Below are 12,621 nucleotides of genomic sequence, written 5' to 3'. Positions count from 1 at the left end.
ACAACTTATTTATGAAACGGTATTATAAAACAGGTTGTTTACTCCTTATAAGCTGCCGGCTTATTTTAACAGCAGCTGCGCAGGATGTTGGTTTCTCCCAGTTCTATGACCAACCCTTGCTACGCAACCCCGCATTAGCCGGCATCTTTGAAGGCGATGTAAGAATTACAGCATCTTACCGTAACCAGTGGCAAAGCGTTACCATCCCCTACCGCACGTTTGCATTAAGCTCGGAAGTTAAGTTCACGCCCGGATTTATGAGCGATGATAACCTTACCATTGGCCTGCAGCTTATGCGCGATGTGGCAGGCACTTCGGAGTTCAGCACCACGCAAATACTACCGGCAGTTAACTACAGCTTCCCGCTCAGCAGGGAACATAACTCCTATTTATCCGTAGCTTTTATGGGCGGGTTAATGCAGCAGCGGTTTGATCCCAGTAAGCTGGTAATGAACGACCAGTTTGTGGCCGGCAGCAATGGCACCTTCAGTATTCTGCCATCTTCCCGCCAGGTCTTTAACAATACCAGCGTTAACTATTTCGATTTCTCCACCGGCATAAGCTATAATGGTGTTATAAAAGAGCAAACAGATTATTTTGCCGGCATCGGTTTATTCCATCTTAAAAGGCCACAGGTAGGCTTTTACGACGGCCACACCATTACCCTGAACAGGAAGCTGGCCCTTAATGCCGGCCTTTCAACCCCCACCGGCGAAAAAGACCGGTTCATTATTTATGCAGATTATTTCAAACAATTTGGCGAACGTTTTGCGCCCGTAGGCATCAGCTCCATGCAGGCAGGGGTAATGTTAAGTCATGATTTTTTTGGAGATGAGCAGCAGATCATTACCGGCGGTATACTTTATCGTATGAGCGATGCCGTTATACCCGTGATACAGCTGCAGCTGTTCAATTTTATGGTAGGTATGAGCTACGATGTGAACATCGATAAGCTGGCCACCGCATCAAAATACCGCGGTGGATTGGAGCTGGTATTATCCTACCGCGGTTTCCTGAACACGCGGCAAAGCGAGCGCCGGCAAACCCTCTGTCCTAACTTCCGCCGGTAAAAAAAGAAGCGCATCACCACAGTTTCCTGTCGTAATGCGCTTTTTATTGCAGGATGTTATGCATCATTTTTTCAGGAACTCCACGATCATACCCGTTACCAGTGCCGGTATTGCGCTATTTGGGTCCGGTGCGCAGATCTCTCCTATATACTCTCCATGCCCGCCGGGCAGTATGGCCAGCTGCGCATGCGTTAGCAAACGGGATAATGCCAGCGCAGATTCAGGAAGTATTACATCGGCATCAGCATTCAGCACTAACGTTGGCGCCTGTATGGCTTTTATATCTGCATCGCTGATGTCTTTAAAGGTCAGCATCCGGTTACGGTCCCGCTCAAACATGGCCTGTAATCCTTTGGGGTCCGGGTTGGCTTTCAGGTAAGCTTCTTTCAGCAAAGGAGGCATATTATCCAGCGTAGCATGTTGCATACCGTCAAAAAAGCCAGGCACTAAACCGGCGCGATTATAAGCGGCAGAAGCCAGCACCAGTTTGTTCACCACTTCCGGGTGACGTATAGCCAGCTCCAGGGCCGATGTGCCCCCATTGCTAAAGCCCATAACATCCGCCTTCGGTATCTGCAGCTGCTTCAGTAACACCGCTACATCATCCGCATCCTCTGCAAAACCAAACGGGCGGTCAGCATCCAGTGTATGTCCATGCGCCTGCAGCTCTATAGCAATTACCTGCTGGGTTTTAGCCAGCTCCGGCAATATTCTGCCAAAGGTTGATTCAATGGTAGATCCGCCGCCATGTAATAAAACCAGCGGTTTACCGCTGCCATGGATCTCGTAATACATCTGTAACCCGTTCACTGCTGCGTAACGGCCTGTAGGTTGCTGCTGTGCGTTCATTTGTAAATGTGTTATGATCAGTAAAAATAGAGTTATTATTCTTGGCATTGTTATAGCGTTTTCGATAGCACAAACTTACACCGGGGCGCTTAATAATGCAGGTCGCAGGTACGTCAATTTACAGGGTGAATTGCGTCAGGCATGCGTTAAACACTGTTAATGTTTGCCTGCCCTTAACAATAAATAACACTCCCAATGCCGGTCTGGCACAGTTTTGTCATTTACTATAGCGAAACCAAAAAGTAGAAACCGCCTGCAGACGTTCCACTTTGAGCTATTCATCACATTCAAAACTTATAAGCATGAAACCATTAAAATATTTCATCATCGCCGTAGTACTTATTGCAGGATTCAGCAGCTGCATGATTGAAAGCAGAGGACCGGGTTATTATCATCCCCGTCCGCATTATCATCACCATTATCACGGGCACGGATATTACCGGTAGGCACCATTAATAAAAAAAGCCGGGATGCTATCGCATTCCGGCTTTTTACAATCATTACAGGATGGTAGGATGAAAATAAAAAGAAACCAGCAGAAGAAGCTTCCACCTTCCACTGCTAACAGCTAACTGCCAACAGCTAATTACATACATCCGTTCACGTAATACCATATATCCGGCACATTCCTTGCTACTTCCATCCCTCACTTTCATCAGCAGGCGGGCGCCAGCAAGGGCCGGCGACCGCACCTAAATACCCACAGTGCATTACTTACCGCTAATTGCAATTGGTAATCACCATTTTTTACCTTTCTTTGCACTTAGTTTTGAGTAAACCCCGGCCTGGCCGGGGAAAAGCTGGGAATTATAAGAACAGGAATACGGATTGATTGTACATGTCCATTATCACGCTCACATCAGACATCGGTTATCAGGATTACCTCGTAGGTGCCATCAAAGGGCAGCTGTGGCAGGACTGTCCGGGTTGTCACGTGGCGGATATCACCCATCACATCTCCCCCTTTAACTTACCGCAGGCCACCTATATCTGCAAAAGCGCCTTTGCCTGGTACCCGCCCGCTACCTTTCATATTGTGCTCATTAACCTGTTTGACCGTAAGGCAGATCATGTGTTGCTGGCTGAATGGAACGGGCAATACATTGGATGCGCGGATAACGGCCTGATCTCCATGATCACCGGCGGCCAGGCCATTAAAGTGCTGAAGCTGCAGCTGGACAGCACCAAACCAAAGAACACCTTTACCATTATACAGCGTTTTACCCAGGCATTAAAGGGTATTCAGAACGGGCAGCCCTGGGAGCAGCTGGGCACACCCGCTACGGATGTTACCATTAAGAACAACCTGCAGCCCCTTACCGGCGATGATTATATTGAAGGACAGATTATTCACATCGACAATTTCGAGAATGTAGTAGTGAACATTACACGCCAGCAGTTTGAAGAACAACGCAGGCAGCGTAAGTTCAAGATCTTCTTCCGCCGGGATGAGGTCATTAACCAGCTCTCCGAAACCTATGCCGATGTAGCGGAAGGCCAGAAGCTGGCCCTGTTCAATGCCGCCGGTTACCTGGAAATTGCCATCAATAAAGGCAATGCCGCCGGCCTGTTTGGACTGCAAAGCTTTGGCCGTGACCAGCTTACGCAATCCGGCGGTTACCAGCACCTCTCTTTTTACCAAACGGTACGTATTATTTTTGAATGATCCGGTACTTAGCGCTAACTGATCTTCACCAGCCTTAACACAAAAACAATACAGGCTACTTTCCCTAACGGCCGCTATACTTCAAACCACACTCACTTCATTTAACCTCCATGCCCAATTTCACAGATCCAGCTTTCTGCCCCAAAAATCACGTTTTCAGTACTACCCACTGATTACCAACCATTTCCCTGCTTTCAAAACCCCGTAATGGCGCTGCAACCCGTGCGCAACCCGTGCGCAATTCGGGTGCAACTAGGGTCCTTCCCTCCTAAAACACCCCTTTTTCCCTACTGACATCCCTGTGCAACTCCTCCCCCCTACATAAAACCCTACCCATTCCCCACCCCATCTCTTACTTTACCTTTCTTTTCCAACAAAACATCATCCTCCTACCCCCTGACTGCCCACTGCCCACTGCCCACTGCCAACTACCTCCCACCCCTGACTGCCAACTGCAAACTGCCAGCTGCCAACTTTCCCCGACCATGGTTCGTCGACTATTTTTCATACATAAAAAGATATTATATAAAAAGTTAAATCTGTTTCGCTAAATACCATAATTTGCTACTTTTTCTATTTTTGTCGGAATTTAAACCCAACGTAATGAATTTTAAACGGACGAATAACATTGTAGGCTGGGTAATTTGTATAATAGCCTGCACTGTGTATATCATGACAATGGAAGCTACCGGCAGTTTATGGGACTGCGGTGAGTTCATTTCCAGCGCTTACAAAGTGCAGGTGCCTCACCCTCCCGGAGCCCCGTTGTTCGTGTTGCTGGGAAGATTGTTCACTATGTTCCTGAAACCCTCTGAAGCTGCCCTGGGCGTAAACCTCATGTCGGCCCTTTCCAGCGGTTTCACTATCCTTTTCCTTTTCTGGACCATCACCCACTTTGCCCGCCGTTTAATGGTAGCTCCCGGTGAAGTGATCAGCAGCGAAAAAATGATCGCTATCATGGGCGCCGGCATCGTTGGCGCTTTAGCTTATACCTTCTCAGATTCTTTCTGGTTCTCCGCCGTTGAAGGCGAAGTATATGCCATGTCATCCCTGTTCACCGCCCTGGTATTCTGGGCCATCCTGAAATGGGAGCATGAAGCAGATGAACTCTATGCCGATCGCTGGATCGTGTTCATCGCCTTTATGATGGGCCTTTCCATTGGCGTACACTTACTGAACCTGTTAACCATTCCGGCCATCGTAATGGTATACTACTTTAAACGTTACAAGGTAACCGCCTGGGGCACTTTCTGGGCCTTCATAGTAGGTTGCGCCGTAACCGGCCTGGTACAGAAGTTCATTATCCAGGATACCATCAAGGCATCCGGCTATATGGATGTATTCTTTGTAAATACCCTGGGCATGCCCTTCTTCACGGGTTTTGCCTTTTATTTTATAGCGCTGGTAGTGGTGCTGCTGTTAGGTTACCGCAATGCAAAGCTGGGCCTCTATGCCCCGCTTATCCTGGTAGCCTCCGTGATCATCATCCCAGCATTTAATACTACCGATGGTGGTGGCGTTATCCTGGTAAAGCTGGTGGTAGCCGCCGCTGTGCTGCTGATACCGTATTTCCTGAAGCTGGCAGGCGTAAAAACAAACGCCCCATCCACCCTGCATTTCAGCAAGCTCACTATTTCGTGTATCCTCTTCCTGTTACTGGGTTACTCCACTTACATTACTACTATGGTGCGCTCAACCGCCAACCCGTCTGTAGATATGTATAATGTGGACAATCCCATTTCCCTGGTAGGTTACCTGGGCCGCGAGCAGTATGGCGATTTCCCGCTGGTATATGGACAGGTGTTCACCGCCCGCCCCACCGAGTACAAAGAAACCGGTAACGTATATGCCCGTGGAAAAGATAAATATGAAATAGCCGGCAAAAAGGTAGAACCTGTATATGCCGCCGATGATAAAATGCTGTTCCCCCGCGTATGGGACGGCAGCAACGACCAGGGCCACGCGGATTACTACCGCACTTACCTGGGCCTGCAGCAGGGCGAAAAACCCTCCTTTGCAGATAACATTAAGTTCTTCCTGGGATACCAGGTGAATTTCATGTACTTCCGCTACTTCATGTGGAACTTTGCAGGAAAACAGAACGATACCCAGGGTTATGGCAACGTGCGCGATGGCAACTGGATCTCCGGTATCCCCTTCCTGGACAACTTCCTCTATGGCGATCAGTCCAACATGCCGGACAGCTTAAAGGATAACAAGGCCCACAACCGCCTGTTCTTCCTGCCGCTGATCCTGGGCATTATTGGCTTATTATACCATTATAAGAAACACCGCAGGGATAGCCTGATCGTAGGCCTGCTCTTTTTCTTTACCGGTTTTGCAATTGTTATTTACCTGAACCAGGCTGGTAACCAGCCCCGCGAACGTGATTACGCTTACGTAGGCTCCTTCTATGCCTTTGCAATATGGATAGGGCTGGGCGTATTATCTGTATATGAGTTCTTTAAGGAAAAGCTTAAACAGCCAAAGATCTCCGCACCGCTGGCATCTGCCCTGTGTATACTGGCCGTACCGGTATTAATGGGCAGCCAGGAATGGAATGACCACGACCGCTCTACCAAAACCGTAGCCCGCGACGTGGCCAAAGATTACCTGGAATCCTGCGCACCCAACGCCATCCTGTTCACCGTAGGTGATAACGATACTTATCCTTTATGGTATGCCCAGGAAGTGGAAAATATCCGCCCTGATGTACGCGTGATCAACCTGAGCCTGTTGGGCGTAGACTGGTACATAGATCAGCAGCGCCAGAAAGTGAACCAGAGCGATCCCGTGCCCATGACCTGGAGCGCCGACAAATACCGCGGCGAGAACCGCAACTACATCCGCTTCTACGATGCAGGTGTGTTCCCGCAGGATAAATTCTACAACCTGAAAGAAGTAATGGCCTTCATGGCATCCGATGATCCCCGCGCTAAGCTCAGCACCACAGATGGCAGCCAGGAAAACTTCCTGCCCACTCAAAAGTTGTTCATACCGGTGAATGTAGCCGCCGTGATCAAATCCGGTGTAGTGGATATTAAGGATAGCGCCAAAGTACAACCGCAGCTGCCCTTCCAGGTATCTAAAAGCTACCTGCTGAAGAACGACCTGGCTGTATACGATATCATTGCCGCTAACGACTGGAAACGCCCCATCTATTTCACCAGCCCCACAGACCTGGGCCTGAATGATTATTTGCAGATGGATGGTTTAACCTACCGCCTGGTGCCCATGCATAAGGAGCCTAACAACGATATGCTGGGCGCGGATTTCAATGTAAATTCACCGGTGATGTACAAGAACCTGATGACGAAGTTTGACTTCGGCGGCGCCAACACCAGCACCACTTACTTTGACGAGCCTAACCGCAAGCTGCTGCAGTACCTCCGCAACGCCTATACGCGTTTAGGAACCGTACTGGCGCAGGATGGTGCAAAAGACTCTGCGCTCACCGTGCTGAATAAGGCAGACAAGAACCTGCTGGAAAGTACTTTCCCGTATGCCATGACAGCCCCCAACAACATGCATAACTATAGCTCTCTGCAAACAGCATATGCATATTACCTGGCCGGCGATGCGAAGAAAGCCAATGAAATTGCAGCTAAGATCACCCGCGATTGTCAGCAGCAGCTGCAGTACTACCGCTCCCTGCCCTCCGGCAAGTTAAGCAACGATCTGCAGCACGATGGCCAGCTCGCCGAACAGTTCATTTCCCTGCTGCAACGCATGAAGAACGACTTTGGCGACAGCACCAAACAACGTGAGCTACCCGGCAGTATCAATACTGTACCGGATAGCGGGAAGTAGTTAATTCGTAATACACACAAATACAAAAGCGGAAGGTTTGAAGCAGGCATCAATCGCCTTTAACTTCAAACCTTCCGCTTTTTATGTAATTATCAACTATTTACCTTACCTGATTACAACCCAATCATTCCCTTCTCTCCAATCTCCGCTGCATTCAATTCGTAATTCGTAATTGAATAATTCGTAATTGGCTACAACCTCGCCACCTGCGCCTTCCAAAACTCCGCGCTTGCCTTCACTTCTGGTACACTATTCTCCCAGTGGTATTCATACTCCGCAGACATATTCCCTTTAAAATGCTGCTTTTTCAGCTCTTTCAGCACACCAACAATATTGCTGTGTCCCTGTCCCCAGATCACATCATGGGCTTTGGGTGATTTTTCGCTCATATCTTTCAGGTGCAGGCTCAGTACATGGCCTTGTAGTTTTTTAATACACTCAACGGGGTCCAGGCCGGAGCGTACCCAGTGGCCAATATCAGCACAGGCGCCAAACAGCGGGCTTCTGCCCTGTATAGCTGCCAGCACGCTGTCGGGGGTCCAGTAATGGGCCGGTTTCGGGTGGTCGTGGATCGCTACTTTGATCTTGTATTGATCGCACAGTTTGGAGATCAGGTCCCAGTGCTCATTCTTGGGTTCAGCAGTGATCACCTTTATGCCCATATCTTTGGCGAAGTCAAACATCTGCTGCCATTCTGCTTCATTCTGGGGCGATACCACGCCGTATGCCACCAGGGTTTTATGTTTCTTTTTAAATAATGCTTTCAGTTGCTCGCGGCGGGAAGCCGGCATTTTAAAATCTGTGGTACCTTCAATACCATCGCCGATCTGCTGGCTGGAGTAACATTCTACATACTGTATACCGCAGCTGTCCATTTTGTCCAGCGCTTCTGCCAGGGTAAAACGGTTAAAGGTATAGGCCTGTGCGCTCAGCTGCCATCCCATATCATCTGCTTTAGCCTGTGCATGGGCCGGTTGCCAGGCTGCTCCTGTGGTGGTGAGGGCCCCCGCCAGCAGGAACACGTTCATCAGTTTTTTCATGCTTTTTAAATATTTGTTTAGTTAGATAGTTGAAAAATAATGGCTTTTGCCCAACAATGCAAGGGAATTAATTCACGCCCCCCTCGCAAAACCCTCTCACCCACCTACTTCCAATCAATCCCCTTCCAATCAATCCCCCTCCAATCCCCTTCATCTCTTTCCATCTCCTTCCATCCCCCACCGCTCAAATCTTCGCTGCATTATAATTCGCTGCATTATAATTCGTAATTATTCATAGTCTTAATTATTTTCAATGGCATTCCCCGCTAGGCGGGGCAGGCTATGCCCCGCTTTGGCGGTGTCGTAATTGACAATTCGTAATTTAACCCATCTCCCCAAACCGCCAACCGCCAACCGCCAACTGCCAACTGCCAACTGCCAAAAGCTAACAGCTAACTCCCAACCACCTCCGTAGGCGAATACCCAAAATGCTTCTTGAATGCAAAGGAAAAATGCGAGAGGTTTTCAAATCCTGCTTCCAGGTAAATATCCGCCGGTTTGCGGGCTTTCTCGCTCAGCTGATAGTGGGCCAGCTCCAGCCGCTTTTGCGTTAGCCACCGCTGCGGGCTTACAGCGAACGCCTTTTTGAAGTCCGTTTTAAAAGTAGTGAGACTGCGGCCGGTAAAGTAGGCGAACTTCAGCAGCGGCATGTTAAACATAAAGTTCTTCTCCATAAAATCAACCAGGTCTATCTTACCAGGCAAAGAAAAATTTGCCAGGCACCGGTCTATGGTATTGTCCAGCGTACGCAGAATGGTGATCGCTTCTTCCAGTTTCACAGATACGATCGCCGGCGGAATCCCTTCTTCCAGCTCAAAGTACGGGAGCAGTGAGCCGAAAAAACTTTCCAGCAAAGGGTGCGTCCCATAGCTCCTGATACCATGGCCCTGGCAGGGCGTTAGCACAGGCTCATGGCGGGTATAGTAGGCTTTCAGGCGTTCTTCCCGGAGGCTGATAGTGATCGATTTGTAAGGTTGGCCGTCTTTAGAATATTTGATGAACGTTGCCAGCTGGTTACGGGGACAGAACCAGGTATCCCCCGGCTTTAAAATATAGGTTTGATCGGCAATAATAACCTTTACCTCACCGGATATGAGGTGGCCAAACGAGTGGTCACCCGAAAGCAGGTCGAGCTTGAGATACTTATCCTGGATACAGGGCAGCATAATCTCTTCTGAAGCAGTCCAGTATATAGACATGATATAGCTTTTGATATTACAAAGGAACGCATCAATCCTCATTGAAAGATGCGTTCCTTAAAGTAGTTTATTCCGCAGCGAATTTAATGCCGGTTAATTGCTCGCTCAGCGCCCAGAGCTTTTGGGCTTTTTCCGCATCAACGGCTTCCGGTAGTACGCCTTTCGTCAATACGAATTTTTCCGGATTGTAGCCTTTCCATTCCTTATCCAGCAGCGCTACCTCAGTATCTTCACAATAAACACCGCCAATGTTCGCCAGCTGAGGGCTGGTGGCGCACCAAATGGTAGTAGAGGCGCCCTCTTCCATGTTTTTGTAACCGTTATAAGGATCGTGCCGGAAACTGCCATCTTCATTATAGATCCCGAAAGCGCTTAATGTTTCATGGGATAGGTCACGGCCCAGGTCAGTTCCTGGTATGTTGCCCGGATGCAGGCTATAGGACCTTATTCCAGCGGACTGCGCACGTTTATCCAGTTCTACCGTAAAAAGGATATTCGCTGTTTTTGCACGGGCATAGGAAGCTGAAGGGTCGTAAGGCTGATGCTCAAAATTAGGATCATCCAGGTCAAGGGACGCCATATGATGCCCCCAGGACGAAACATTCACCACCCGGGCTCCGTTTGCGTTCTTTAAAGCCGGCCACAGGCGGGCTGTAAACTGAAAATGTCCCAGGTGATTGGTGGAGAACTGTGATTCATAACCACGGGCATCGCGGCGCAAAGGCGTTAACATAACACCCGCATTGTTGATCAGCAGCTGTAATGGTTTATGCAGCGCCAGGAACTGATCCGCAAAGGCATTGATCGAGGCCGGATCCATCAGGTCCATTTCCAATATGGTCACATTAGGTATTCCGGCAAGGTTCTTCGCAGCCTTTTCAGGGCTCCGGGCCGGTACATACACCGCTGCCCCGGCTGCAACCAGGGCCTTTACCGTTTCTACGCCAATACCCGCATAGCCGCCTGTTACAATAGCTGTTTTTCCGCTAAGGTCTATACCTTTGATAACGTCCATGGCAGTGGATGCCGCGTCAAATCCCGAACCTATGGGCTGTTGTAAAGTGCCGTAATAATTATTTGCTTTAGTTTCCATCATTTTAATGATTTTATAAAAGCAAAGTTCACACATTAATGTGCCGGGCTGGTTTGTTCAAAAGGCGAAATTTACTTTGTTCAAAAGGCCGCCGCGGTCATATCCCTATTCTATCATTCATATCCCTATTCTATCATAAAGGTCAAACTTTAACTTAGCTATCCAGTCCCGCCCCAATCACAAAAGCCTGGCTTAACTGCCAGCTATTCTAACCATTCGCTTCAATCTTCCCAAACTGCCAACTGCTAACTGCCAACCGCTAACTGCTTCTCTATCCCACCTTCCCTTCCCTCCACTCCAATCTTCCCCCGACTGCCCACTGCCAACTGCCAACTGCCAACTTCTCCGCCACTCTCAATCTCCGCCACGCCACTCTCAATCTCCACCACATTAATTATTAATTCATCATCCCCCAGACTGCCAACTGCCAACTGCCCACTGCCAACTGCTATCTCCCAACTGACTCTTTTTTTCCGTAATTTTAGAAAATGAAAACGGAGATGCATTAAAAACGGAAAAAAGACACTACACGAAGGCAACCAAAGCGCCTTCTCTTACGAAATCATTAAAAATTCAATTTACACGATCGTCTTCACGCTCTAAAAAGAACGGAACCCACAGATCTCACGAAAGCACTTCGATCTATGGATCTCCCTGAAGACCAATCACTACGGTGCATTAATCATAGGATGAAATCAAAATTCAGATGAGAGGATTACAATTTTCCAGGTTTGTGCCTGGTGAAGATGACAAATCGCCCTTTGAGAAGCTCCTGAACCTTTTTACACAGTTGCTTACTTATACCAGCGGCGATGTTACGGAAGCCCTCCAATGGCTTACAGAGCTGGATAAAGAATATAACCTGACCAACGAAGAATATGGTATAGGCGATTTTATACAGGAGCTGAAAGACAAAGGCTATATCCGTGAAAATGAAGAGAGCGGTCAGATCAGCATTACCGCCAAAACCGAACAGGATATCCGCAAAAAAGCCCTGGAAGAGATCTTCGGCAAGCTGAAGAAATCTACCATGGGGGATCATAATATCCGTAAATCCGGCCAGGGCGATGAGCTGAATGCAGACACCCGCTCCTACCAGTTCGGCGATCCGCTGGAACAGATAGATGTTACGGACTCCCTCCGCAATGCGCAGATCAACCACGGCATTGAAGCCTTTTCCATTAACCAGGATGACCTGGTGATAAAGGAAACCGACTTCAAAACACAAACCAGCACCGCGCTTATGATCGATATCTCACACTCCATGATCCTGTACGGCGAGGACCGCATTACCCCCGCCAAAAAAGTGGCCATGGCGCTGAGTGAGCTGATCACCACCCGCTATCCCAAGGATACGCTGGATATTATTGTGTTTGGGAACGATGCCTGGCAAATAGAGATCAAAGACCTGCCTTACCTGCAGGTAGGCCCTTACCATACCAATACAGTAGCCGGCCTGGAGCTGGCCATGGACATCCTGCGCCGCCGCCGCAACCCGAACAAGCAGATCTTTATGATCACAGATGGTAAGCCCACCTGCCTGAAGAACGGGAAGCAGTACTATAAGAACAGCTTTGGCCTGGACCGCAAGATCCTGAACCGTACGCTGAACCTGGCCGCACAATGTAAAAAGCTGAAAATACCCATCACCACCTTCATGGTAGCCTCCGATCCCTGGCTGCAGAAATTTGTGACGGAATTTACAGAAACCAACAACGGTAAGGCCTTTTTCTCCGGCCTCGACAAACTGGGACAGTTCCTGTTCTACGACTTTGAAAGCGGGAAAAAGAAAATGCTGTAATTAGCACACATCAATTTTAACACACCATTAATACCGGGATACACTATTATTGTAGCAGTACCCGACTATTAATTATTAATTCTTCATTATTAA

Annotated in this window: 8 protein-coding genes; 4 read left to right on the top strand and 4 right to left on the bottom strand. The window is 48.6% G+C overall.

The genetic code is table 11. From position 1 onward, the window contains the following. The first annotated feature begins 11 nt into the window (after positions 1-11). Positions 12-1,070, top strand: coding sequence for a PorP/SprF family type IX secretion system membrane protein (locus BMZ54_RS09515; protein WP_089909767.1), 1,059 nt, complete (start codon positions 12-14; stop codon positions 1,068-1,070). A gap of 63 nt (positions 1,071-1,133) precedes the next feature. Here BMZ54_RS09515 and BMZ54_RS09510 read toward each other — a convergent pair whose 3' ends face one another. Beyond that, a complete protein-coding gene (locus BMZ54_RS09510) occupies positions 1,134-1,919 on the bottom strand; it encodes an alpha/beta fold hydrolase (protein ID WP_238386538.1) in 786 nt (261 codons plus the stop codon). 838 nt (positions 1,920-2,757) lie between these two features. Between BMZ54_RS09510 and BMZ54_RS09500 the strand changes: the two genes are divergently transcribed. Beyond that, positions 2,758-3,585 carry an SAM hydrolase/SAM-dependent halogenase family protein gene (locus BMZ54_RS09500; RefSeq protein ID WP_089909759.1) on the top strand — a complete coding sequence of 276 codons (828 nt, stop codon included), beginning with the start codon at positions 2,758-2,760 and terminating at the stop codon, positions 3,583-3,585. A 603-nt stretch (positions 3,586-4,188) separates the two neighbouring features. Then, a complete protein-coding gene (locus tag BMZ54_RS09495) occupies positions 4,189-7,395 on the top strand; it encodes a glycosyltransferase family 117 protein (RefSeq protein WP_089909757.1) in 3,207 nt (1,068 codons plus the stop codon). A 191-nt stretch (positions 7,396-7,586) separates the two neighbouring features. Here BMZ54_RS09495 and BMZ54_RS09490 read toward each other — a convergent pair whose 3' ends face one another. The 3 genes from BMZ54_RS09490 to BMZ54_RS09480 form a co-directional block, all read right to left on the bottom strand. Next, complete coding sequence (locus BMZ54_RS09490) at positions 7,587-8,435, bottom strand: sugar phosphate isomerase/epimerase family protein (protein WP_089909753.1); 849 nt, start codon at positions 8,433-8,435, stop codon at positions 7,587-7,589. A 392-nt stretch (positions 8,436-8,827) separates the two neighbouring features. Then, the gene (locus BMZ54_RS09485) at positions 8,828-9,634 is read right to left on the bottom strand and encodes an AraC family transcriptional regulator (RefSeq protein WP_089909750.1); all 807 of its coding nucleotides are present in this window, start codon (positions 9,632-9,634) and stop codon (positions 8,828-8,830) included. Positions 9,635-9,701: 67 nt separating this feature from the next. Then, a complete protein-coding gene (locus tag BMZ54_RS09480; protein WP_238386537.1) occupies positions 9,702-10,730 on the bottom strand; it encodes an SDR family NAD(P)-dependent oxidoreductase in 1,029 nt (342 codons plus the stop codon). Between the two features lie 703 nt (positions 10,731-11,433). Between BMZ54_RS09480 and BMZ54_RS09470 the strand changes: the two genes are divergently transcribed. Then, positions 11,434-12,528 (top strand): vWA domain-containing protein, encoded by a 1,095-nt coding sequence (locus BMZ54_RS09470; RefSeq protein ID WP_089909745.1) that lies wholly within the window; start codon positions 11,434-11,436, stop codon positions 12,526-12,528. Positions 12,529-12,621: the final 93 nt, after the last annotated feature.

This window comes from Chitinophaga rupis, assembly GCF_900109685.1.
Lineage (GTDB): Bacteria > Bacteroidota > Bacteroidia > Chitinophagales > Chitinophagaceae > Chitinophaga > Chitinophaga rupis.
This window is presented reverse-complemented; position numbering and strand designations above follow the sequence as displayed.

What these genes read in the sequence shown, in the direction of transcription:
- BMZ54_RS09515 (WP_089909767.1), top strand. Translation starts at nt 12, where the DNA reads ATGAAACGGTATTATAAAACAGGTTGTTTACTCCTTATAAGCTGCCGG.
- BMZ54_RS09510 (WP_238386538.1), bottom strand. Translation starts at nt 1,919, where the DNA reads ATGAACGCACAGCAGCAACCTACAGGCCGTTACGCAGCAGTGAACGGG.
- BMZ54_RS09500 (WP_089909759.1), top strand. Translation starts at nt 2,758, where the DNA reads ATGTCCATTATCACGCTCACATCAGACATCGGTTATCAGGATTACCTC.
- BMZ54_RS09495 (WP_089909757.1), top strand. Translation starts at nt 4,189, where the DNA reads ATGAATTTTAAACGGACGAATAACATTGTAGGCTGGGTAATTTGTATA.
- BMZ54_RS09490 (WP_089909753.1), bottom strand. Translation starts at nt 8,435, where the DNA reads ATGAAAAAACTGATGAACGTGTTCCTGCTGGCGGGGGCCCTCACCACC.
- BMZ54_RS09485 (WP_089909750.1), bottom strand. Translation starts at nt 9,634, where the DNA reads ATGTCTATATACTGGACTGCTTCAGAAGAGATTATGCTGCCCTGTATC.
- BMZ54_RS09480 (WP_238386537.1), bottom strand. Translation starts at nt 10,730, where the DNA reads ATGATGGAAACTAAAGCAAATAATTATTACGGCACTTTACAACAGCCC.
- BMZ54_RS09470 (WP_089909745.1), top strand. Translation starts at nt 11,434, where the DNA reads ATGAGAGGATTACAATTTTCCAGGTTTGTGCCTGGTGAAGATGACAAA.